Genomic DNA, 21,121 nt, shown 5'->3' with positions numbered 1-21,121 from the left:
CCACCCGGGGATCAACTTCGCGGCCGACGACCTGGCCCGTCCGGCCTCCTAGCGTCCCTCGCACAGCTTCTCGGAGGGAGATTCAGATGGATGACCGGACCGGACGGCAGTGGGGCCGGCGGCCCACGGCGGTCGCCCTGCTCGCAGGCGGCCTGCTGTACGGCGTGGCGAACGCCTTCTACTGGGTGATGTTCCCCGACGAGGTGTCGGAGAGCGCCGGCAACGTGGCGGTGGCCGCCGGCAACCTCGGTGCGTGGCGGGTGGAGACCGTCCTGTTCGCCCTGGCCCACCTGGTGCTGCTGCCGGCGACCCTCGGGCTGGCCGCCGTGCTGGGCGGACGGAAGCCGGTGGCGGCCACCGTCGGCGGGGCCACGGCGCTGCTCGGGCTCTACTTCTCCGCCGTCCACCTCTGGCAGTACAACGCCTTCTTCGGGGCGCTGGCCGCCGGCGGGGTCGACGCCGACGCGGCGCGGCCGGTGACGAACGCCCTCGACGGTGACCCGTTCGTGCTGGCCTCGTTCGCGGCGTGGCTGCTCGGCTGGCTGGTCGGCCTCCTGGTGCTCGCCTTCGGCGCCTGGCGGGCCCGGCTGGTGGCGCTCTGGGTCCCGCTGGTCCTCACCGCCGGCCAGGTGCTGGACCTGACCACCGAGGGGGTCCCGGTCAAGGTCGCGGTGAGCGTGCTGATGGTCGCCGGGTTCGCCGGCCTGGCGCTCGGCGTCGAGCGATCGGTCGCCACGCCGGTCGAGACGGCCGCGCCGGCGACCGCCCACGCCTGACCCCGGGGTCACCCGCTCCGGGTGCGGCTGTGGTGGCCGGAGCTGCCACAACCGCACCCGAGGCTGGTCGACTGCCGAGCCGGACGGACCGGCCCGGTCAGCTGCGACGGAAGGCGTACCGGCGGGTCTGGCCGGCACGCTGGCCGCGCCCGGCGAAGCGGGCGTCCTGGCCGGTCGGCGGCGGGCCGGCCTTCGGTGGCGCGGCGGGCGTCGCCGCCGGCCGGGTCGACGCCGGCACGGTGACCGGCGGGACCATGTCGAGGTCCGGTGGGGTGACGTCCACCAGGGCCGGCGTCGACGAGACCTTGCGGGACTTCTTCGGATTGCGCTTGGCGGGCATACGCTGCCTCCTGACTGTCTGGGCGCCGGGTGGCGCGGCGAGCGGGCAGGCCCTGGGCGGTCCGATCAGGAGAGACGACGCGATGACGGCGGCGGAGGATGCGGACGCCCGGAGCGGACGGGTCCGCAGCGCGAAGGGCGGCGGACCGGGGCTCGGAAGAGGGGCGTCAGTTACGCATACCGGCACGCTAACCCATCGCCGCCGCCACCCGCAGCCGAATTACTGGCACGATCGGCGGCATGCTGATCGCGTTCTCGATCACCCCGCTCGGCGTGGGTGAGTCCGTCGGCGACCTGGTCACCGACGCCGTCCGGGTGGTCCGCGAGTCCGGCCTGCCCAACCGGACCGACGCCATGTTCACCACCGTCGAAGGCGACTGGGACGAGGTGATGGCCGTGGTGAAGCGGGCGGTGGACACGGTCGCCGCGCAGGCGCCCCGGGTCAGCCTGGTGCTCAAGGCCGACCTCCGTCCCGGGGTCACCGACGCCATGACCGCGAAGGTCGCCCACGTCGAGGCCCGCCTCGCGGAGGGCTGAGGACACGCCGCCACCGCAGCCTCACCCGGCGTCGACGTCCGGGCCCGGCCCCGCACCGGCCGCGATACGGTCGCAGCACGGGCAGCCCGAGGAGAGGTGGCGGTACGCATGGCAGAGCAGGCGACGGCGCAGATCGGGGTCACCGGGCTGGCGGTGATGGGCCGCAACCTGGCCCGGAACCTGGCCCGCAACGGCTTCACCGTGGCGCTGCACAACCGCTCGCCCGAACGCACCCGCCGCCTAATGGCCGAGCACGGCGACGAGGGCGCCTTCGTGCCGTCGGAGTCCCTCGCGGACTTCGTCGCCTCGCTGGAGCGGCCCCGCGCGGTGATCGTCATGGTGAAGGCGGGTGCCCCCACCGACGCGGTGATCGACGAACTGGTTCCGCTGCTGGAGGCGGGGGACATCGTGGTCGACTGCGGCAACGCGCACTTCGCCGACACCCGCCGCCGGGAGGAGGCGCTGCGCGGGCACGGGCTGCACTTCGTCGGCACCGGCGTCTCCGGCGGCGAGGAGGGCGCGCTGCACGGCCCGAGCATCATGCCGGGCGGCTCGGCCGAGTCCTACCGGAAGCTCGGCCCGATCTTCGAAAAGATCGCGGCGCAGGTGGACGGCGTCCCGTGCTGCCGGCACATCGGCCCGGACGGCGCCGGCCACTTCGTGAAGATGGTCCACAACGGCATCGAGTACGCCGACATGCAGCTCATCGCCGAGGCGTACGACCTGCTGCGGGCCGGCTTGTCGGCGAGCCCGGCGGAGCTCGCGGAGATCTTCCGGGAGTGGAACGGCGGCGAGCTGGAGTCCTTCCTCATCGAGATCACCGCCGACGTGCTGGCGCACACCGACGCGGCGACCGGCCGCCCCTTCGTAGACGTCGTGCTCGACCAGGCCGAGCAGAAGGGCACCGGCCGGTGGACCGTGCAGAGCGCGCTCGACCTGGGCATCCCGATCACCGGCATTGCCGAGGCCACCTTCGCCCGGTCGCTGTCCGGGCACGCCGACCAGCGGGCGGCCGCCCGCCGCGCCTTCCCCGACGCGGGCGAGAAGTGGCAGGTCGACGACCGGGAGACCTTCGTCGAGGACGTCCGGCGCGCGCTGCTGGCCAGCAAGATCGTCGCGTACGCGCAGGGCTTCGACCACATCCGGGCCGGCAGCCGGGAGTACGAGTGGGACATCGACCTGGGCGGCACCGCTACCATCTGGCGGGGCGGCTGCATCATCCGGGCCCGCTTCCTGGACCGGATCCGGGAGGCGTACGACGCCGAGCCGGAGCTGCCCACGCTGCTGGTGGCCCCGTGGTTCGCCGACCGGGTCAACGCCGGGGTGCCGGCCTGGCGGCGGGTGGTGGCCGACGCGGCCCGGGCGGGCGTGCCGGCCCCGGCCTTCTCGTCGTCGCTGGCCTTCTTCGACGGCCTGCGCGCGGAGCGGCTGCCGGCCGCGCTGATCCAGGGCCTCCGGGACGACTTCGGGGCGCACACCTACCGGCGGGTGGACCGAGAGGGGTCGTTCCACACGTTGTGGGCGGGCGACCGCTCCGAAGTGGAGGCGTGAGGCGCAGCCGCCCGACGGGCCTGCGACGCTGGCCGGACATCGGCTCAGCGTGCCGTCGCGGCGACATCAGGCGAGGGTGGCATGCATCTCCCAGACCAGGATCTCCGCCGGCTCGCTGGCGGACACCCGTTGGCCACCGGTCATGGTGATCCGGGCCGCGTCCCCCTCGCCGAGCCGCCCGTGCCCCTCGAGGCTCACCGCTCCGCTGGGTACGTAGAGGTGCAGGAAGGGCGCGTCGGGAAGGTTCACCTCGTCGCCGGGGGCGAGCCGGGCGGCGTGCAGGGTGGCGTACCGGTTGCGGATCCGGATGGCGGAGGCGCCGTCGTACCGGTCCATGCCGGACGCGACCGGGACGAGTCCGCCGCGCAGCAGCTCATCGCCGATCTCCAGCTGCTCGTAGCCGGGGTCGACACCCTCCTCGTCGGGGAGCACCCACATCTGGACGAAGTGGACCGGATCGCTGTGCGGGGCGCTACCCTCCAGCCGCCAGGAGTCGTTCTTCTCCGAGTGCAGGATGCCCGTGCCGGCGCTCATCCGCTGGGCCAGCCCGGGATAGATCACGCCGGAGTGGCCGGTCGAGTCCTGGTGCACCAGCGAGCCGCGCAGCACCCAGGTGACGATCTCCATGTCGACGTGCGGATGGGTCTCGAAGCCGGTGCCCGGGTGCACCACGTCGTCGTTGTTGACCAGCAGCAGGCCGTGATGAACGTTGGCCGGGTCATAGTGCCGGGAGAACGAGAAGGAGTGCTTCGAATCGAGCCAGGAGAGCCGGGTGTGAAATCGGTCCGCGGACCGGCGGACGTCCACCGCCGGAGCGGGGGCGACCCCCGTCACCAGGCACGCTGCCCGGTCTCAACGGGGGCCCAGGTCAGCGCCGGCTCGCCGGTGGCCCCCAGCTCGGCGATCTCGCCGGAGCGCACCGCGGGCTGGTGCCCGAGCTCGGCGCAGTGCTGCTCGGCGATCTCCGCGCAGATCTCGGCGACCTGTTCGCAGATCGGGTCGCCCAGGTCGGCCGCGTTCAACGCCATGATCATCTTGTACCGGAGATCGTGCATTCCTCCACCCCCGTGGCGGGCGCGTCCCGGCGGCGCGCCCTGCGCCCGATCGTACGCGCGGGCGCCCCGCCCCCGGCCGAAAAGCCGGATGCGGGGCGCCCGCGGAACGGTCCACCGCGACGCTGCGGCGGGCCGTCGCGTCACCAGAACCGACGGCGCTTCGCCTTCTGCGGCCGGAGCATGTCGGCGCCCTTGGTGAGCAGTCGGCTGACCCCGGTCGGGCCGCGACGGGCCTCCAGGGTGTGGCTGAGCCGGCGCGCGCCGGCCGCCGCCAGCGGCACGGCGACCGCCATGACCGCCCACTGCGCGATCCGCTTCTGAATCATGTGGGTTCACCTCCGCGATCGTCTGCTGTCCGTATTCGTACCCAGCACATCGCTTCGGTAAGCCTGACCTCAGACTTCGGGGGCCACCGGGTTGGGCAGCGCGCCGCCGAACCGGCGGTCCCGCTGGGCGTAGAGCTCGCAGGCGTACCAGAGGTGGCGGCGGTCGAAGTCCGGCCAGAGGGTGTCGAGGAAGACCAGCTCCGCGTAGGCGGTCTGCCAGAGCAGGAAGTTGGAGGTGCGCTGCTCACCGGAGGGGCGCAGGAAGAGGTCCACCGGAGGGACCTCCGGGTGGTAGAGGTACTTCGCGATGGTCTTCTCGGTGACCTTGCCCGGGTCGATCCGGCCGGCCGCCGCGTCGCGGGCGATCGCGGCGGCGGCGTCGGCGATCTCCGCCTGGCCGCCGTAGTTGACGCAGAACTGGAGGGTCAGCGTCGAGTTGCCGCGGGACATCTCCTCGGCGGTCTGCAGCTCGGCGATGACGCTCTTCCAGAGCCGCCCGGCCCGGCCCGACCAGACCACCCGGACGCCCAGGTCGACGAGCTGGTCGCGGCGGCGCCGGATGACGTCCCGGTTGAAGCCCATCAGGAAGCGGACCTCGTCCGGCGAGCGGCGCCAGTTCTCGGTGGAGAAGGCGTACGCCGACAGGTAGGGGATGCCCATCTCGATGGCGCCCTCGATGGTGTCGAAGAGGCTGTGCTCGCCCTGCTCGTGACCCTTGGTGCGGGGCAGCCCGCGCTCCTTGGCCCAGCGGCCGTTGCCGTCCATCACCACGGCGATGTGCTTCGGCAACGCGTCGGACGGCAGCGCCGGCGGCCGGGCGCCGGAGGGGTGCGGGGTCGGTGGCACCGGCTCGCGCCGGCCGGCCCTCATCGATCGGATCACTCGGTCATCTCCCTGTTCACACCAGCGGCGGCGGGCCCGGCGCCGGTGCGCGGCGGGACCACACCCGGCCCCGCGCCGCCGGGCGGCGGGACCGCGCCGGACGCCGGGGCACCCCGGTCGACCAGCGGCAGCGAGCGTAGCGCGCGTTCCAGGTGCCACTGGAGGTGCGCCGCGACCAGGCCACTGCACTCCCGGCGTACGCCGGTCTCGGTGGCGTCGGCATACGCCCAGTTGCCGGTGGTGAGCGCGGACATCAGGTCGATGGTGGCCGGGGCGGGGTGGGCCGCGCCGGGCGGGCGGCAGTCCGGGCAGACCGCGCCGCCCGCCGGCACGGAGAACGCCCGGTGCTTTCCCGGGGTGCCGCAGACCGCGCACGCGGTCAGCGCCGGCGCCCAGCCGGCGAACGCCATCCCGCGCAGCAGGTAGGCGTCGAGCACCAGCGTGGTGGCGTGATCGCCGCGGGCCAGCGAGCGCAACGCGCCGAGGGTGAGCTGGAACAGCCGCAGCGAGGGCTCCCGCTCGATCGGGGTGAGCCGCTCGGCGGTCTCGGCGATCGCGCTGGCCGCCGTGTAGCGGGGGTAGTCGCCGAGGAACCGCTTGCCGTAGAGGTCGATCCCCTCGACCTGGCTGATGGTGTGCAGCGAGCTGCCGTGGTTGCCCTTGGGGTCGCCGGCGAGCTGGAGGTCGACGTGCCCGAACGGCTCCAGCCGGGCGCCGAACTTGCTGGTGGTGCGCCGTACGCCGCGGGCCACCGCGCGCAGCCGGCCGTGCCGGCGGGTGAGCAGGGTGATGATCCGGTCGGACTCGCCCAGCTTCTGCACGCGCAGCACCACCGCGTCGTCGCGGTAGAGCTGTCGGCGGTATCCGGCCACTCGGTCATTCTCCCTCGGGGTGCGATCTCAGGGTCGGTTCGGGGTGGACCAACGGACAAACCCCGATGTGCGGCCGGGCCGACCGGTCCTACGGTGCTCACCATGGCTGCACACCCCAAGGCTGCACACCGGAGCGCCGTCGCCGTCGGCGCGGCAACCACCCTGATCCTCCTCGCCGGGTGTGACACCCTGTCGTTCCGCCGGCTCGACTACGACAACACCGAGGCCGTGAAGATCACCCGGATCACGGTCCGCCCCGGTGGCTCCGGCGACGTCACGGTCCACGCCTCCGGCACCGCGCCGCAGGTGCGGATCAAGCGGGTCGTCCGCTACCAGGGCGCGCAGCCCGACACCCGCTACGAGATCAGCGGCGAGGAGCTGGTCCTCGACACCGACTGCGGCCCCCGGTGCAGCGTCTCCTACGAGGTGACCGCCCCCGAGGGCGTCGCGGTACGCGGCGAGAGCAGCTCCGGCAACGTCGATCTGGTGCAGGTCGGCACAGTGGACTACACCCTGCGCTCCGGTGACATCAGCGTGAGCGGGGCGCGCGGCGAGGTCCGCGCCGCGACCACCTCGGGCAACATCGAGGTGGTCGACGCCGCCGGTGCGGTCCGGCTGCGGGCCACCTCCGGCAACGTGGACGCGCGGCGGCTGGTCGCGGCGGTGGACGCGGAGGTCACCTCGGGCAACGTCACCGTCGAGCTGGACCAGCCGGCCCCGGTGCGGTTGCGGGCCGCCAGCGGCGACATCGACCTGGCCGTGCCCGAGGACCGGTACCAGGTGCGCGCGAGCGCCCAGTCCGGCGACACCGACCTCGGCGGCGTACGCGACGACCCGACCGCGTCCCTGCTGCTGGATGTGGCCACCACCAGCGGCAACGTCACCATCATCCGGCGCTGACCCACCCGCCCCAAGATCCGCGCTGAGGCACGGAATCAGGCCCCTCTGGGGGCGTGGTCGGCGGGGGCGGGGATGCGCGGGGCGGGGATGTGGGGGGCGGCGGCACGGGCGGCTCCCGCGCCGGCGGCGACCAGCTCGGTCTCGGCGCCGGCCGGGGCGGGGCTGGCGGGGGCGGCCGCCGCCCGCTCGGCCAGCGTCCGCCGGGCCCGGCCGGGGACCAGTTCCGAGGTACGCCGGGCGGCCATGTCCTCCACCCAGCCGACCAGCAGGGTGACCACACCGACGAGCGCGAACACCAGCACCACCCGGATGGCGAGGCCGAGCGGGTAGCGCGGCGACCAGCCGACCAGGCCGACCAGCGGGGTGAGCGCCACCACGAAGGGCATGTGCCACATGTAGATGGTGAGCGCGCGCCGGTTCAGCACGGTGACCGCCCGGCTCAGCACCCGGTTGCGGTCGACCCAGGCCGCCTCGGCCGGCGCCCGGCCGATCGCCACCAGGATGAACGCCGCGGACCAGAGCGCGTTGCCGAGGTGGATGTCGTTCAGGTCGTAGCCGCGCGGGCCGGGGTGGGTGAAGATCCAGGACAGGCCGGCGGCGCCGAGGACCAGCGCGGTGGGCACCAGCACCCGGTTGCGCATCCGGCGCAGCAGGCCGTCGTGGTGGGCGAAGCCGAGCAGCCAGGCGCCGAAGTACAGGCCGAACTCGCGGAGCACGGTTGGGGCGTCCGGGAAGATGCCGAACTCGATCGTCGCGAGCAGCGCGTACGGGGCGAGGAGGGTGGGCAGCGGGGCCCGCCGGAACAGCCAGAGGACGAGCGGCGAGGCGAGCACGAACCAGAGGTAGTCCCGCAGGTACCAGATCGGGCTCAGGGCCAGGCCGCCCCAGTAGTTGGCCGGCGGGTCGCTGACCGGGAAGAGCCAGAGCAGCACCTTCGGGGTGAGCGGCAGCCCGGTGAGCAGCATGGCCGGCACGAAGATGGCGGCGAGCACCCAGAGCGACGGCAGCAGGCGACGCAGCCGGCGCAGCACCGCCGGTACCCCGGTCCGGTCCAGCGAGGCGGCCATCAGCGAGCCGGCGAGCGCGAACATCACCGACATGGCCGGGAACACCAGCGTGAGCGCGGCGTAGCCCGTCACGTGATAGACGACGACTCGGACGATGGCCAGGAAGCGGAGCAGGTCAAGGTATCGGTTTCGCATCAGCCTGCATCTATGTCCGGGGGCGGGTTCCACGTTCCCCTACCCTCCGACCCGGCGCGACGAAACGGTTCACAGGCGGGGGTCAAAAGTGAAACTTCCCATAAAGCTGGCTGATTCCGACCAGCCGTCCGGACCCCGGAACGCGGACCGCCGGCCCCGGGATCCGGGGCCGGCGGTGCGGACGTACGGTCAGAAACCGAGCTTGCGCAGCTGCTTCGGATCGCGCTGCCAGTCCTTGGCGACCCGGACGTGCAGGTCCAGGTAGATCCGGGTGCCGAGCAGCTCCTCGATCTGCCGGCGGGCGGTGGTGCCCACCGCCTTGAGCCGGCTGCCCCGGTGGCCGATCACGATCGCCTTCTGGCTCGGCCGCTCGACGTACACGTCGGCGTAGATCTTGGTGAGGTTGCCGCCCTCCGGGATCATCTCCTCCACCACCACGGCGATGGAGTGCGGCAGCTCGTCCCGGACGCCCTCCAGGGCGGCCTCGCGGATCAGCTCCGCGACCAGCACCTGCTCCGGGTCGTCGGTGAGCATGTCGTCCGGGTAGAGCTGCGGCGACTCGGGCAGGTAGCCGGTCATCACGTCGACCAGCGTGTCCACCTGGTGCCCGGAGACCGCGCTCACCGGCACCACGTCCGCGAAGTCGGCCAGCTCGCTCACCGCGACGAGCTGCTCGGCCAGCCGCTTCCGGTCCACCAGGTCGGTCTTGGTGACCACGGCCAGCACGGTCGCCTTCAGGCTGGCCAGCTCGCCGGTGATGAACCGGTCGCCGCGGCCGATCGGCTCGTTCGCCGGGATGCAGAGGCCGATCACGTCGACCTCGCTCCAGGTCTCCCGCACCAGGTCGTTCAGCCGCTCGCCGAGCAGGGTCCGGGGCCGGTGCAGGCCGGGGGTGTCGACCAGGACGAGCTGCGACTCCGGCCGGTGCAGCACCGCCCGGATGACGTGCCGGGTGGTCTGCGGCTTGTTCGAGGTGATCGCGATCTTGGTGCCGACGATCGCGTTGGTCAGCGTCGACTTGCCGGCGTTCGGCCGTCCGACGAAACAGGCGAAACCGGCCCGGTACGGGCGCGGCTCCTCCGGGTCCGGCACGCCGCTCACTCGACCACCGTGCCCAGGACGGTGCCGTCCGGCGCGGCCACGTGGACCGGCGCGTCGGCGGAGAGGTCCCGGACGGCGGCGTGCCCCGCGCCGTCCAGCGTCGAGGCCTCGGTGACCACCACCGCGGCCTCCAGCCGGGTGGCGCCGGCGGCCACCGCCGAGGCGACCGCGAGCTGGAGCGCGGTCAGCGTCAGCGACGGCAGCGCCACGCTGGCGGCCGCGTACGTCCGGCCGTCCTGGTCCCGCACCGCCGCGCCCTCCACGGCGCCGACCCGGCCACGCGCGCCCCGGGCCAGGACGACCAGCTTGCCGTCCTCGGGGCTCAGCTCGGCCGGGTCGGACGGGGTGGGCCGGGCGGCCGGCACGGTGGGTGACTCAGGCATCGGCGGGTTGCCTCTCCTCGGAACGGTTGTGGTTGCCGCGGGACTCGGCGGACTCGCCGCGCCCCGCGCTCTCGGGTGCGTCGCTCGGCTCGACCCGGCTCACCAGCACGCTGTCGATCCGGTTGCGCCGACCGGTGGTGCCCTCGGCGATCAGCCGCAGCCCGGCCACCTCGGCCTCGGCCCCGGGGATCGGCACCCGGCCCAGCGACTGGGCGAGCAGGCCGCCGACCGTCTCGACCTCGTCGGTGGGCAGCTCGGTGTCGAACAGCTCGCCCAGGTTCTCCACGGGCAGCCGCGCGGTCACCCGCACGGACCCGTCCGCCAAACGCTCGACCGGCGGGCGCTCGACATCGTACTCGTCGGTGATCTCGCCGACGATCTCCTCGAGGATGTCCTCGATGGTGACCAGACCGCCGGTGCCGCCGTACTCGTCGACCACGATGACCAGGTGGTTGCGGGCCGCCTGCATCTCGGAGAGCAGGTCGTCGACCGGCTTGGACTCCGGCACGAAGGTCGCCGGACGCATCAGCTCCGACACCGGGAGCTCCGCGGTGCGCGGGTCGCCGCCCTGGGTCCGCCGGATCAGGTCCTTGAGGTAGAGCACCCCGAGCACGTCGTCCACGCTCTCGCCGATCACCGGGATGCGGGAGAAGCCGGAGCGCAGGAAGAGCGCCAGCGCCTGGCTGAGCGTCTTGCGCTCCTCTATCCACACCATCTCGGTACGCGGCACCATCACCTCGCGGGCGATGGTGTCGCCGAGGGCGAAGACCGAGTGGATCATCTGGCGTTCGCCGTGCTCCACCACGCCGCGCTGCTCGGCCAGGTCGAGCACCTCGCGCAGCTCCACCTGACTGGCGAACGGGCCCTCCCGGAACCCCTTGCCCGGGGTGACCGCGTTGCCGATCAGGATGAGCAGCGAGGCCAGCGGGTTGAGCGCCCGGCCCAGCCAGCGCACCAGCGGGGCGACCACCCGCCCCACCGCGTACGCGTGCTGCCGGCCGATGGTGCGCGGCGCCACGCCGACCACCACGAAGCTGACCACGGTCATCGCTCCGGCGGTGACCAGGGCGGCCCGCCAGCCGGCGCCGAAGCTGTCCACCGCCACCAGCGCGACCAGCGTGGTGGCGGTCAGCTCGGCCAGCAACCGGACCAGGAGCAGCAGGTTGAGGTGGCGGACCACGTCAGCGGCGACCGCCTGGAGGGTACGCGCGCCGCGTACGCCGTCGCGGGCCAGCTCGGCGGCCCGGGCCGGGGACACGGCGGCCAGCGCCGCCTCGGTCATCGCGATGAGGCCGGCGAGCACCACCAACCCCGCCGCGAAGACGATGAGCTGGACGTCGGGCAGTCCGGCGGGAGCGCCGGCCGCCAGGGTGACCATCATTTCGACCGGGTCGACCGCCAGCTGGCCAGCAGGCGGGCCTGGAGACCGAACATCTCCCGCTCCTCCTCCGGCTCGGCGTGGTCGTACCCGAGCAGGTGCAGCACGCCGTGCACGGTGAGCAGGTGCAGCTCGTCGGCGGTCGAATGGCCGGCGGTGGCCGCCTGCTTGGCCGCCACCTCCGGGCAGAGCACAATGTCGCCGAGCAGGGCCGGCTCACCGCCGGCCGGGCTGCTCTCCCCCGGGCCGTGGTCGACGCTGCCCTCGTCCATGGGGAAGGCGAGCACGTCGGTCGGGCCGTCGCCGCCCATCCAGCGGTGGTTCAGCTCGGACATGTAGTCGATGTCGACCAGCAGGATGGAGAGCTCGGCGAGGGGGTTGACCCCCATCTCGTCGAGGGCGTGCCGGGCGACGGCGAGCACGGCGTCGGTGTCGACCTCGACACCCGACTCGTTGGCGATCTCGATGGACAACTGTCTTCCTCTGGTGGTTAGCGGCGCCGGCCGGCCCGGCCGCCCTGGGCGGTGCGCCCGGGCACGGCGTGCACGCTCTGCGCCTGCTGGTTCTCCCGCTCGGCGTCCCAGCGGGCGTACGCGTCGACGATCTCGCCCACCAGCTTGTGGCGGACCACGTCGGAGCTGGAGAGCTGGGCGAAGTGCACGTCCTCGACGTTGCTCAGGATCTCCCGGACCACCCGCAGGCCGCTGGTCGTCCCGCCCGGAAGGTCCACCTGGGTGACGTCACCGGTGACCACGATCTTGGAACCGAAGCCGAGCCGGGTGAGGAACATCTTCATCTGCTCGGGCGTGGTGTTCTGCGCCTCGTCCAGGATGATGAACGCGTCGTTGAGCGTCCGACCCCGCATGTAGGCCAGCGGCGCCACCTCGATGGTGCCGGCGGCCATCAGCTTCGGGATGGACTCCGGGTCGAGCATGTCGTGCAGCGCGTCGTAGAGCGGCCGCAGGTAGGGGTCGATCTTCTCGTTCAGGGTGCCGGGCAGGAAGCCCAGCCGCTCCCCCGCCTCGACCGCCGGCCGGGTCAGGATGATCCGGTTGACCTGCTTGGCCTGGAGCGCCTGGACGGCCTTCGCCATGGCCAGGTAGGTCTTGCCGGTGCCGGCGGGGCCGATCCCGAACACGATGGTGTGCGCGTCGATCGCGTCGACGTAGCGCTTCTGCCCGAGCGTCTTGGGACGGATGGTGCGCCCGCGCCGGGAGAGGATGTTGAGCGTCAGGACTTCGGCGGGCCGCTCGGCGCTGCCCTGCTCGAGCATGCCGACGGTACGCCGCACGGCGTCAGTGGTCAGGGTCTCGCCTTTCTCGATGAGTTCGAGCAGCTCGCTGAAGAGGCGCTCGGCGAGGGCGTTGTCCGCGGGCGCGCCGGTGATGGTGATCTCGTTGCCCCGCACGTGGACGTCACTGTTGACCGAGCGTTCGACGAGTCGAAGGATCTCGTCGCCCGCGCCGAGCAGATTGACCATGATCTTCTGCTCGGGGACCGTGATCCTGGTCTGCACCCGGGGCGGGCCGGGAGGTGGGGTGCCGGTCATAGATCGGGCCGTCGGGCCCTACGCCACCTGCTCTCGATCTCGGCGCCGGGCCCTGCTGGCGCGGCGTGCGGACGTTACACCCATCGTATCGGGTCAACACCGGCCGCACCTCGCCCATTTCCGCCGGTAGGAGATCAGCTACCGGTGCGGAAGTCGTACCTGTCAAAGGTCTCCTGGTGGCGGGTGAGGCGGTAGGTCGCCCAGTGCATCCGGACCACCGCGCCGCGCTCGTCGCGGGTCAGCCGGAGCAGCTCACCGACCTCCCGGCCGGCGACGGTCCGGAACACGTCCGGCCGCTCCGGCAGCGGCGCGAACACCGCCGGCGGCTTGCCGGCCGGGTCGTCCGCACCCCGGGCGCGCAGCGTCCCGGCGTGCCAGGAGAAGACGTACTCGAAGCCCTCGCCCCACCAGCGGCCGAGCATCCCGCGCAGGTGGTCCGGGGCGGGCGCGCCGGGCCGCCACGGCTCGATCTCGGCCGGGTCGTGCTCGGCGGCCGCGGCGAGCAGCCGGTGCGGCAGGTCGAACACCTCCACGCCGGTGCCGGAGGAGCCGAGCACGGCGCAGCCCATCGCGCCGGCGGTGCCGTCGCCGCCCCGCCGGCCGTAGACGGCGGCCAGGAAACCGGGCATGGCGCCGTCGTGCCCCACGTGCATCACCCGCCCCGGCTGCGGCACCAGGATCAGGCCCAGCCCGAAGCCGGCCGCCCAGAGCGTCTCGTCGGTGGTGGTGCGGGGCCAGCGCATCTCCTCCAGGGTGGCCGGGGTGAGCACCGCGCCGGCCGGGTCGAGAGCGGCCGGGTCGGCCAGGAAGGCCGCCCAGCGGGCCATGTCCGGGGCGGTGCTCCAGAGCTGCGCGGCCGGGGCCACCGCGCCGAAGTCGGTCGGCGGTTCCCGGTGCGCCTCGTCGGAGTACGCGTCGACCAGGAACCCGGTCGCCGCCCGCTCCCCCGGCGTCGGGCCGGTGCCGGTCAGCCCAAGCGGGGCCAGCACCCGGTCGGCCAGCACCTCCGCCCAGGTACCGCCGCGCAGCCGGGCGACCAGCTCGCCGAGCAGCGCCATCCCGAGGTTGGAGTAGTGGTAGCGCCGCCCGGTGGGCAGCACCCGTTCCACCTGGGCCAGGTCGGCGACGAGCTGGGCCACGTCGGGCGCGCGCAGGCTGTCCCAGACGTCGCCGTGCGGCTCGCGTTGCAGGCCCGCGGTGTGCGACAGCAGCCGGCGGACCGTCAGCTCGCCGTGCGCCGGCAGGTCGAGGTGCCGCCCGACCGGGTCGTCCAGGTCGAGCATCCCCTCGTCGCGGCACTGCATGACCAGCAGCGAGGTGAAGGTCTTCGTCACCGAGCCGATCCGGAACACCGTCTCCGGGCCGAGCGAGGTGTCGTTACCGGTTTCGCCGACCGCGCAGCTCCAGAGCGGCCGGTCGGCCCGGTGCAGGGCGACCGAGACCGCCGGGATCCGACCGTGCGCCTGCGCCTGCCGCACCATCCGGCCGAGCCGGTCATGCACCGTGATCATGGGAGCAGTCTAGGGAGTGTCTCAGCGGCAGAGCATCGGACCGAGCGGGGCGCCGCCGAGCAGATGGGCGTGCACGTGGAAGACCTCCTGGCCGCCCCACGGGCCGGTGTTGAACATCAGCCGAAAGCCGTCGGTGGTCAGCCCCTCCTCCTCGGCCACCACGGCGGCGGTGGCGAGCACCTCACCGGCCAGCCCCGGGTCGCCCTCGGCCAGGGTCACCACGTCCGCGTAGTGCTCCTTCGGGATCACCAGCACGTGCGTGGGGGCCTTGGGGTCGATGTCCCGGAACGCGAGGGTGGTGGCGGTCTCCCGCACGATGGTGGCGGGGATCTCCCCGGCGACGATCCGGCAGAACAGGCAGTCGGTTCCCATTCCGGCAGTGTAAGGAAGCGTCCCGTCTCAACGCCTCGGGCACAGGAAGGGGCTCTTCCCGACCCGGCCGGCAGGTGCGGCAGGATGGCGCGCATGGCGGGACGGGCGGTACTGGTGACGGGAGCCTCGCGCGGCATCGGGCGCGCGGTGGCCCGGGCGTTCGCGGCGGGCGGGGACCGGGTGGCGATCCACCACCGGGACTCGGCGGAGCTGGCCGAGACGCTACGGGCGGAGCTGCCCGGCAACGGGCACGTGGTGGTCCGCGCCGACCTGGCCGACCCGGACGCGGTGCGGGCCATGGTCGACGAGGCGGCCGACCGGCTGGGCGGGCTCGACGTGCTGGTGAACAACGCCGGCGTCTACGGCCCGCGGGACCTCCCGCACCCGGTCTTCGGCGCCACCTACGAGCAGTGGCGGGAGCAGTGGCGGCTGGTCATGGAGACCAACCTGACCGGTGCCGCCAACGTCACCTGGTGCGCCGCCCAGCACCTGCGCGAACGGGGCGGCCGGATCGTCAACGTGTCGTCCCGGGGCGCCTTCCGGGGCGAGCCGGAGCAGCCGGCGTACGGGGCGAGCAAGGCGGGGCTGAACGCGCTCGGCCAGTCGCTGGCCCTGGCCCTCGCCCCGTACGGCATCGCGGTGGCGACCGTGGCGCCCGGGTTCGTGGCGACCGACATGACCACCAGCCATCTCAGCGGCGAGCGGGGCGACGCGATCCGGGCCCAGTCCCCGTTCAACCGGGTGGCCCGCCCCGAGGAGATCGCCGCCGCCGTCCACTGGCTGGCCAGCCCTGAGGCGGAGTGGGCCTCCGGCACCATCCTCGACCTCAACGGCGCCTCCTACCTGCGCACCTGACCCCGCCGCCGCAGGCCACCCGCAGCGCGCGGCCGCCCGGCTCAGGCCGGCGCCAGCGCCTGTCGGTCGGGCCGGACCCCGCCCTGCCGGAGGAGAGACAAGACTGGCGAGCGATATGCCTGAGAGGCATAAATATGGGTCTTGTGTCGGATGTGTGGGTCAGCGGCCGGGGAGTTGGGGCCGGTGGCCGCCGAGGCTGAGCATGGCCAGGGCGATGAGGGCGTCGGGGGAGTGGAAGCCGAAGGCCATGCGGGTGAGTAGGCGGATCTTGGCGTTGACGGACTCGATCCGGCCGTTGGACATGCCGTGTTCGATGGCGGCGATGATCGCGTCGCGGTGGCGGGTGACGCGTCGTTGCAGGTCGATGAAGATGTCGATGCGGCTGCGGCGGGCCCAGCCGATCCACCTGTCGAGGGCTTCGACCGCGGCGGTCGGGCTGGTCTTGGCCAGGCTGAAAATGCAGCGCAGGCCTTCCTTGAGCGCCCATGCCCGGTGCAGGCGGGGGTGGGTCTTGGCGATCCAGTCGAGCTTGGCCCGTTGACCCTCGGTCAGGTTCTCCGGGTTCTTCCACAACGCCCAGCGGGTGTTCTTCAACATCCGGGCCTCACCGATAGCGACGCCACGACGGCCGGCCCCACGGCCGGTGGCCTCGTTCCACACCTGCCGGCGAACTCGGTCGACGGCGTCGGTGGCCCAAGCGACGACGTGGAACGGGTCGGCGCAGCGGACGGCGTTCGGGCAGCGACGACGGATGACCGTGGTGATCCAATCGGCGCCGTCGGCGGACACGTGGGTGATCGCGGCCGTGCGCTGCGGGCCGAGCAGGTCGAAGAACGCGTTCAGCGTCGCCGCGCTCTTGCCCGGCGCAGCCCACACCAGCCGACCGGTGTCGTGATCCACCACGACGCTCAGATACCGGTGGCCCTTCTTGTAGCTGACCTCGTCAATACCGATACGACGCAACCCGTCATACCGGTCCTGCAGACCACCGGTGTCTGCCCACACCCGCGCCACGATCGACCCCACGGTGCGCCAACTGATCCGCATCAACCGCGACACCGCCGACTTCGTGGTGTGCACCGCCAACCACGCCACCGTCGCGTCGAACGCCCGAGTATGCCCCGCCCCATGACGAGCCCACGGGACCGCCGCGACCACCACCCCATGCACCGGACACGACACCCGAGGCGCGTCCGCCTCGATCACCGCCCGCACCACGCCCAGATCCAACGCCCGCCACCGACGACGAACACCAGCGTCATACCGCGCACACCGCCGCCCGCAATGCGGACACCGCTGCCGAGCAGCCTTACGCACCCGCACCCGAGCCACCAACACCGACTCGGCCGGGTCGAACTCGACGTCCTCCACCACCGCCTGCTCGACCCCAAGCAGCCCAGCCCATACCCTGGCAGAACGCACGCCGTTCTCCCACCCATCCAGTTCTGACCTTCGACAAGCCAGAACCTAGGCAGGACAACGGCGTGCGCCATCAACGACGCACCGCACCACCCACAGATGCGCCACAAGACCCATAAATATGCCTCTCAGGCATGTCGCTCTCAATGAATGTCGCTAGTGACCGCGACACGCCGGGCCGCGCTGCGCTCGCTTCCCCAACGAGCAGGGCCGGCCGCGCTCGGCGCGAAGCCACTGTGCTCAGGGCAGACCGAGGACCTGGCCGGTCACCAGCGGGACAGGCGGGTGGAGAGGGCGCTGAGGGCGGCGACGCCCGCCGTCGAGGTGCGGAGGACCGACGGGCCGAGCCGGACGGTACGGGCGCCCGCCTCGCGGAAGGCGGCCAGCTCGACGGGGGCGATGCCGCCCTCCGGGCCGACCACCAGCACGATCTCGCCGGTCTCCGGCAGCTCGGCGGTGGTCAGCCGGTCGTCGGCCTCCTCGTGCAGCACGAACGCGGCGGCGGCCCCGGCGATCCGGCGCGTGACGGTGGTCGTGGACTCGTCGGGCGTACCGGCCACCACGGGCAGCCACGCCCGGCGGGCCTGCTTGGCCGCCTCGCGGGCGGTGGCCGCCCACTTCTCCCGGGCCCGTACGCCGCGCTCGCCGCGCCACTGCACCACCGAGCGGGACGCCGCCCACGGGACGATCTCGTCCACCCCGACCTCGGTCATCGCCTGCACGGCCAGCTCGCCCCGGTCGCCCTTGGCGATGCCCTGCACCACCACCAGCCGGGGGACGGACGCGTCGACGTACCCCCGGGAGGTGACCGACAGGTCGAGGGTGCCCTTGCCGACCGCGGTCACCACGGCGGCGGCCGTGCCGCCCCGGCCGTCGGCGAGCAGCAGCTCCTCGCCGACGCGCAGCCGCTGCACGGTCGCCGCGTGGTGCCCCTCCGGGCCGTCGAGCGTCAGCGTGTCGCCGGTGGGCAGCGCCTCCACCAGGAACAGCGGCGCCGACACGTCAGGCGTGCCCGTTGAACGCGTCGCGCATCCGGGAGAAGAAGCCGCCCTGCTTGGTCAGCTCGGCGACCTCCTCGCCCCGGGTCTTGGCGAACTCGCGCAGCATCCGCTCCTGGTCGGGGTCGAGCTTGGTAGGGGTACGCACGTCCAGGTGGACGTAGAGGTCGCCTCGGCCCGTGCCGCGCAGGTGCGGGACGCCCCGGGCGCGCAGCCGCAGCGTGCTGCCGGGCTGGGTGCCGGGCTTGACGTCGACCGTCTCCTCGCTGTCCAGCGTCTTGATGGTCAGCCGGGTGCCCAGCGCGGCGGCGGTCATCGGCACGGTGACCCGGCAGTGCAGGTCGTCGCCCTTGCGGGAGTAGACGTCGTGCGGCCGCTCGTGGATCTCCACGTAGAGGTCGCCGGCGGTGCCGCCGCCCGGGCCGACCTCGCCCTGCTGGGCCAGCCGGATCCGCATGCCGTCCTCGACCCCGGCCGGGATCTTGACGGTGAGCGAGCGGCGGGTCCGCACCCGGCCGTCGCCAGCGCAGGTCGGGCAGGGGTGCGGGATGGTGGTGCCGTAGCCCTGGCAGACCGTGCACGGCCGGGCGGAGACCACCTGGCCGAGGAAGGTGCGCTGCACCGACTGCACCTCGCCCCGCCCACCGCACGCCTCACAGGTGGCCAGGTGGGTGCCGGCCGCGGTGCCCGCACCGGAGCAGGTGGTGCAGAGCACCGCGGTGTCGACCGTGATCGGGGCCTCCACGCCGAACGCGGTCTCGTTGAGGTCCAGCTCCAGCCGCAGGATCGCGTCGGCGCCCGGCCGGGTACGCGGCCGCGGCCCGCGCGAGCCGCCGGCCGCGCCGCCGAAGAACGCGTCCATGATGTCCTGGAACCCGACGAACGGGCCCGCCCCGCCCGGACCGCCCGGACCGGCGCCCCCGCCGCCCGGCGCGAGCGGGTCGCCGCCCAGGTCGACGATCTGCCGTTTCCGGTCGTCCGAGAGGACCTCGTACGCGGCGTTGATGTCCTTGAACTTCTCCTGTGCCTCCGGGTCCGGATTCACGTCCGGGTGGAACTGCCGCGCCAGCTTGCGGTAGGCGCGCTTGATCTCGTCGTCGGAGGCGTCCCGGCTCACGCCGAGAATGCCGTAGTAGTCCCTGGCCACTGCGTTCGGTGTCCTCGTGTTTCGTCTCGCGTTGCGCCGCGTCGGCCGCCGCTCGGCCGTCGGCCCTGACTGGTCAGTTCTGGGCCAGCAGTTCGCCCACGTAGCGTGCCACGGCCCGCACCGTGGCGATGGTGCCGGGGTAGTCCATCCGGGTCGGCCCGAGCACGCCGAGCCCGCCCATGATGGTGCTGCCCGGGCCGTACCCGGTGCTGACCACGGAGGCGGCCCGGAGGTTGTCGATCTCGTTCTCGTCGCCGATCAGCACCCGGGTGGTGCTCGGCTCCGCCTCGCCGATCAGCTTGAGCAGCACGACCTCCTCCTCGAGCGCCTCGAGGATCGGGCGCAGCGTGCCCTGGAAGTCGAGCAGGCCGCCCCGGGTCAGGTTGGCCGTGCCGGCCAGCGCGATGCGCTCCTCGTGCCGCTCGACCAGTGTCTCCAGCAGCACGCTGGAGAGGGTGGCCATGGCCGACCGGAGCTGCGGGGAGGACTCGTCGACCAGCGCCTGTACCAGCGGCGGGGTCTCCGACAGCCGGGTACCGACCAGCTTCTCGTTGACCAGCCGGCGCAGGTCGGTCACGTCGTCGGCAGGGATCGGCCCGGGCATCTCCACCAGGCGCTGCTCGACCCGGCCGGTGTCGGCGATCATGACCACCATGAGCCGGGTGGTGGAGATCGGCACCAGCTCCAGGTGGCGCACCTTGGAGCGGGCCAGGCTCGGGTACTGCACCACGGCGACCTGGCGGGTGAGCTGGGCCAGCAGCCGCACCGTGCGGTGCACCACGTCGTCCAGGTCGACCGCGCCGACCAGGAAGCGCTCGATGGCCCGGCGCTCGGCGGGGCTGAGCGGCTTGACCCGGGAGAGCCGGTCCACGAAGAGGCGGTAGCCGCGGTCGGTGGGGACCCGGCCGGCGCTGGTGTGCGGCTGCCGGATGTAGCCCTCCTCCTCCAGCACCGCCATGTCGTTGCGGACGGTCGCCGGGGAGACCCCCAGCTGGTGGCGCTCGACCAGGGCCTTGCTGCCCACCGGCTCCTGGGTGGCGACGTAGTCCTCGACGATCGCGCGCAGCACGGCGAGCTTGCGGTCGTCGAGACCCATCTCCCCCACCTCCTGACGCCGACTGGCACTCGACTGTAGCGAGTGCCAGTCTACGTCGGCATACCCGCCGACGCGATGATCAGCGACGGACCTCCGGTGCGGCCCGGCACACCGCGCGCCAGAGCCGATCAGCCGGACATGCCGGACGATTCCGCTCTGGTGTGCCCTTGCCGGCGGGACCTACCGTGACCGGCATGACCGAACCTCCTCGCCCTCCCGGAGCGGGCGACCCCGGCGCCCAGCCGCCGGAGGCGACCCCGCCGTCGGCCCCCCACGGCTCCTCGTCGGCGGACGAGCCCCCCACCGCACCACTGTCCGGGCCTCCGGGCGCAGGGGGCTATCCCCCGCCCGGTGGCTATCCGCCGCCCTCCGGCGGCCAGCCGCCGTCAGGTGGCTATCCACCCCCCGGTGGCTACCCCCCGCCGGGCGGCTATCCGCCGCCTGGTGCCGGGTACCCGAGCGGTGGTGCGTACGGCCCGCCCGCCGGCTACGCCAACAACGACGACAAGACCTGGGCGCTGGTGGCGCACTTCGGCGGCGCCGCCGGCGTGATTGTCGGCGGTGGCCTGCTCGGCTGGGTCGCCCCGCTCATCGCGCTGATGAGCCGGGGGCAGCAGTCGCCGACCGTCCGGGCCCACGCCGTCGCGGCGCTGAACTTCCAGATCACCTGGGCGGCCGCCAGCGTGCTGGGCTGGGTGCTCACCCTGATCACCTGCGGGATTCTGTTCTTCGTCCCGATGCTTGTCTGGATCGTGCCGCTGATCTTCGGGATCATCGCCGGGGTCAAGGCCAACGAAGGCGTGCTCTACCGCTACCCGCTGAGCTACAGCTTCACCAAGTGACCCGGCCGGTCGGCCGCTCCCCCGGCCGGC

Annotated in this window: 24 protein-coding genes; 6 read left to right on the top strand and 18 right to left on the bottom strand. The window is 73.0% G+C overall.

Annotated elements, in window-relative coordinates; all coding sequences use genetic code 11:
* Positions 1–86 precede the first annotated feature (86 nt).
* Entirely contained in the window at positions 87–776 is a 690-nt protein-coding gene (locus Q2K19_RS18185; protein ID WP_302762487.1) for a hypothetical protein, read from the top strand.
* 97 nt (positions 777–873) lie between these two features.
* On the opposite strand, the gene Q2K19_RS18180 is transcribed toward Q2K19_RS18185, so the two are convergent.
* Positions 874–1,116 (bottom strand): hypothetical protein, encoded by a 243-nt coding sequence (locus tag Q2K19_RS18180; protein ID WP_302762486.1) that lies wholly within the window; start codon positions 1,114–1,116, stop codon positions 874–876.
* 239 nt (positions 1,117–1,355) lie between these two features.
* Here Q2K19_RS18180 and Q2K19_RS18175 point away from each other — a divergent pair, with 239 nt between their 5' ends.
* Together Q2K19_RS18175 and gndA are read left to right on the top strand one after the other, a co-directional pair.
* On the top strand, positions 1,356–1,652 hold the full coding sequence (locus Q2K19_RS18175) for an MTH1187 family thiamine-binding protein (RefSeq protein ID WP_302762485.1): 297 nt from the start codon (positions 1,356–1,358) through the stop codon (positions 1,650–1,652).
* A gap of 108 nt (positions 1,653–1,760) precedes the next feature.
* Positions 1,761–3,203: an NADP-dependent phosphogluconate dehydrogenase gene (gene gndA, locus Q2K19_RS18170; protein ID WP_302762484.1), complete on the top strand. Its 1,443-nt coding sequence runs from the start codon at positions 1,761–1,763 to the stop codon at positions 3,201–3,203.
* 66 nt (positions 3,204–3,269) lie between these two features.
* Here gndA and Q2K19_RS18165 read toward each other — a convergent pair whose 3' ends face one another.
* From Q2K19_RS18165 to recO, 5 genes are all read right to left on the bottom strand, one after another.
* The gene (locus Q2K19_RS18165) at positions 3,270–4,037 is read right to left on the bottom strand and encodes a pirin family protein (RefSeq protein ID WP_302762483.1); all 768 of its coding nucleotides are present in this window, start codon (positions 4,035–4,037) and stop codon (positions 3,270–3,272) included.
* Positions 4,034–4,258 carry a thioredoxin reductase gene (locus Q2K19_RS18160; RefSeq protein ID WP_302762482.1) on the bottom strand — a complete coding sequence of 75 codons (225 nt, stop codon included), beginning with the start codon at positions 4,256–4,258 and terminating at the stop codon, positions 4,034–4,036. The genes Q2K19_RS18165 and Q2K19_RS18160 overlap by 4 nt, the downstream gene beginning before the upstream one ends.
* A gap of 140 nt (positions 4,259–4,398) precedes the next feature.
* Positions 4,399–4,584: a hypothetical protein gene (locus Q2K19_RS18155; RefSeq protein WP_091269936.1), complete on the bottom strand. Its 186-nt coding sequence runs from the start codon at positions 4,582–4,584 to the stop codon at positions 4,399–4,401.
* A gap of 69 nt (positions 4,585–4,653) precedes the next feature.
* Positions 4,654–5,454, bottom strand: a complete 801-nt coding sequence (locus Q2K19_RS18150) for an isoprenyl transferase (protein WP_302772606.1) — start codon at positions 5,452–5,454, stop codon at positions 4,654–4,656.
* A gap of 8 nt (positions 5,455–5,462) precedes the next feature.
* Positions 5,463–6,338 (bottom strand): DNA repair protein RecO, encoded by an 876-nt coding sequence (recO, locus tag Q2K19_RS18145; RefSeq protein WP_302762481.1) that lies wholly within the window; start codon positions 6,336–6,338, stop codon positions 5,463–5,465.
* A gap of 102 nt (positions 6,339–6,440) precedes the next feature.
* Between recO and Q2K19_RS18140 the strand changes: the two genes are divergently transcribed.
* Positions 6,441–7,238, top strand: a complete 798-nt coding sequence (locus tag Q2K19_RS18140) for a DUF4097 family beta strand repeat-containing protein (protein WP_302762480.1) — start codon at positions 6,441–6,443, stop codon at positions 7,236–7,238.
* Positions 7,239–7,273: 35 nt separating this feature from the next.
* Here the strand turns inward: Q2K19_RS18140 and Q2K19_RS18135 are convergent, their stop codons facing one another.
* From Q2K19_RS18135 to Q2K19_RS18100, 8 genes are all read right to left on the bottom strand, one after another.
* On the bottom strand, positions 7,274–8,440 hold the full coding sequence (locus tag Q2K19_RS18135) for an acyltransferase family protein (protein ID WP_302762479.1): 1,167 nt from the start codon (positions 8,438–8,440) through the stop codon (positions 7,274–7,276).
* Between the two features lie 189 nt (positions 8,441–8,629).
* Complete coding sequence (era, locus tag Q2K19_RS18130) at positions 8,630–9,532, bottom strand: GTPase Era (protein ID WP_302772604.1); 903 nt, start codon at positions 9,530–9,532, stop codon at positions 8,630–8,632.
* Positions 9,533–9,537: 5 nt separating this feature from the next.
* Positions 9,538–9,924, bottom strand: coding sequence for a cytidine deaminase (locus Q2K19_RS18125; RefSeq protein WP_302762478.1), 387 nt, complete (start codon positions 9,922–9,924; stop codon positions 9,538–9,540).
* Positions 9,917–11,326: a hemolysin family protein gene (locus Q2K19_RS18120; protein WP_302772602.1), complete on the bottom strand. Its 1,410-nt coding sequence runs from the start codon at positions 11,324–11,326 to the stop codon at positions 9,917–9,919. The genes Q2K19_RS18125 and Q2K19_RS18120 overlap by 8 nt, the downstream gene beginning before the upstream one ends.
* Positions 11,302–11,775: an rRNA maturation RNase YbeY gene (gene ybeY, locus Q2K19_RS18115; protein ID WP_302762477.1), complete on the bottom strand. Its 474-nt coding sequence runs from the start codon at positions 11,773–11,775 to the stop codon at positions 11,302–11,304. Before ybeY ends, Q2K19_RS18120 begins: the two co-directional genes overlap by 25 nt.
* A gap of 17 nt (positions 11,776–11,792) precedes the next feature.
* Positions 11,793–12,851 (bottom strand): PhoH family protein, encoded by a 1,059-nt coding sequence (locus Q2K19_RS18110; protein ID WP_302762476.1) that lies wholly within the window; start codon positions 12,849–12,851, stop codon positions 11,793–11,795.
* 134 nt (positions 12,852–12,985) lie between these two features.
* Positions 12,986–14,362: a serine hydrolase domain-containing protein gene (locus Q2K19_RS18105; RefSeq protein ID WP_302762475.1), complete on the bottom strand. Its 1,377-nt coding sequence runs from the start codon at positions 14,360–14,362 to the stop codon at positions 12,986–12,988.
* 21 nt (positions 14,363–14,383) lie between these two features.
* Positions 14,384–14,734, bottom strand: a complete 351-nt coding sequence (locus tag Q2K19_RS18100) for a histidine triad nucleotide-binding protein (protein ID WP_302762474.1) — start codon at positions 14,732–14,734, stop codon at positions 14,384–14,386.
* A gap of 93 nt (positions 14,735–14,827) precedes the next feature.
* On the opposite strand from Q2K19_RS18100, the gene Q2K19_RS18095 reads away from it, so the two are divergent.
* Positions 14,828–15,589 carry an SDR family NAD(P)-dependent oxidoreductase gene (locus Q2K19_RS18095; RefSeq protein WP_302762473.1) on the top strand — a complete coding sequence of 254 codons (762 nt, stop codon included), beginning with the start codon at positions 14,828–14,830 and terminating at the stop codon, positions 15,587–15,589.
* A gap of 159 nt (positions 15,590–15,748) precedes the next feature.
* Here the strand turns inward: Q2K19_RS18095 and Q2K19_RS18090 are convergent, their stop codons facing one another.
* The 4 genes from Q2K19_RS18090 to hrcA all read right to left on the bottom strand — a co-directional run bounded on the left by Q2K19_RS18090 (position 15,749) and on the right by hrcA (position 20,249).
* Positions 15,749–17,011, bottom strand: coding sequence for an ISL3 family transposase (locus Q2K19_RS18090; RefSeq protein WP_302762472.1), 1,263 nt, complete (start codon positions 17,009–17,011; stop codon positions 15,749–15,751).
* A 263-nt stretch (positions 17,012–17,274) separates the two neighbouring features.
* Positions 17,275–18,009, bottom strand: coding sequence for a 16S rRNA (uracil(1498)-N(3))-methyltransferase (locus Q2K19_RS18085; protein WP_302762471.1), 735 nt, complete (start codon positions 18,007–18,009; stop codon positions 17,275–17,277).
* A 1-nt stretch (position 18,010) separates the two neighbouring features.
* Entirely contained in the window at positions 18,011–19,153 is a 1,143-nt protein-coding gene (dnaJ, locus tag Q2K19_RS18080) for a molecular chaperone DnaJ (protein WP_302762470.1), read from the bottom strand.
* A 73-nt stretch (positions 19,154–19,226) separates the two neighbouring features.
* Positions 19,227–20,249 (bottom strand): heat-inducible transcriptional repressor HrcA, encoded by a 1,023-nt coding sequence (gene hrcA, locus Q2K19_RS18075; protein WP_302762469.1) that lies wholly within the window; start codon positions 20,247–20,249, stop codon positions 19,227–19,229.
* A gap of 194 nt (positions 20,250–20,443) precedes the next feature.
* Here hrcA and Q2K19_RS18070 point away from each other — a divergent pair, with 194 nt between their 5' ends.
* Entirely contained in the window at positions 20,444–21,091 is a 648-nt protein-coding gene (locus Q2K19_RS18070; protein WP_302762468.1) for a DUF4870 domain-containing protein, read from the top strand.
* Positions 21,092–21,121 lie beyond the last annotated feature (30 nt).

The organism is Micromonospora sp. NBRC 110009 (assembly GCF_030518795.1).
Classification (GTDB): domain Bacteria; phylum Actinomycetota; class Actinomycetes; order Mycobacteriales; family Micromonosporaceae; genus Micromonospora.
Note: the sequence above shows the minus strand (reverse complement) of the source record. Positions and strands in the feature narration are given on the sequence as shown.

Coding starts and splice junctions, on each gene's coding strand:
- Q2K19_RS18105 (WP_302762475.1), bottom strand. CDS start 14,362: ATGATCACGGTGCATGACCGGCTCGGCCGGATGGTGCGGCAGGCGCAG.
- Q2K19_RS18095 (WP_302762473.1), top strand. CDS start 14,828: ATGGCGGGACGGGCGGTACTGGTGACGGGAGCCTCGCGCGGCATCGGG.
- Q2K19_RS18125 (WP_302762478.1), bottom strand. CDS start 9,924: ATGCCTGAGTCACCCACCGTGCCGGCCGCCCGGCCCACCCCGTCCGAC.
- Q2K19_RS18185 (WP_302762487.1), top strand. CDS start 87: ATGGATGACCGGACCGGACGGCAGTGGGGCCGGCGGCCCACGGCGGTC.
- Q2K19_RS18175 (WP_302762485.1), top strand. CDS start 1,356: ATGCTGATCGCGTTCTCGATCACCCCGCTCGGCGTGGGTGAGTCCGTC.
- Q2K19_RS18150 (WP_302772606.1), bottom strand. CDS start 5,454: ATGAGGGCCGGCCGGCGCGAGCCGGTGCCACCGACCCCGCACCCCTCC.
- Q2K19_RS18110 (WP_302762476.1), bottom strand. CDS start 12,851: ATGACCGGCACCCCACCTCCCGGCCCGCCCCGGGTGCAGACCAGGATC.
- Q2K19_RS18070 (WP_302762468.1), top strand. CDS start 20,444: ATGACCGAACCTCCTCGCCCTCCCGGAGCGGGCGACCCCGGCGCCCAG.
- Q2K19_RS18100 (WP_302762474.1), bottom strand. CDS start 14,734: ATGGGAACCGACTGCCTGTTCTGCCGGATCGTCGCCGGGGAGATCCCC.
- gndA (WP_302762484.1), top strand. CDS start 1,761: ATGGCAGAGCAGGCGACGGCGCAGATCGGGGTCACCGGGCTGGCGGTG.
- Q2K19_RS18180 (WP_302762486.1), bottom strand. CDS start 1,116: ATGCCCGCCAAGCGCAATCCGAAGAAGTCCCGCAAGGTCTCGTCGACG.
- hrcA (WP_302762469.1), bottom strand. CDS start 20,249: ATGGGTCTCGACGACCGCAAGCTCGCCGTGCTGCGCGCGATCGTCGAG.
- Q2K19_RS18160 (WP_302762482.1), bottom strand. CDS start 4,258: ATGCACGATCTCCGGTACAAGATGATCATGGCGTTGAACGCGGCCGAC.
- Q2K19_RS18155 (WP_091269936.1), bottom strand. CDS start 4,584: ATGATTCAGAAGCGGATCGCGCAGTGGGCGGTCATGGCGGTCGCCGTG.
- Q2K19_RS18140 (WP_302762480.1), top strand. CDS start 6,441: ATGGCTGCACACCCCAAGGCTGCACACCGGAGCGCCGTCGCCGTCGGC.
- Q2K19_RS18135 (WP_302762479.1), bottom strand. CDS start 8,440: ATGCGAAACCGATACCTTGACCTGCTCCGCTTCCTGGCCATCGTCCGA.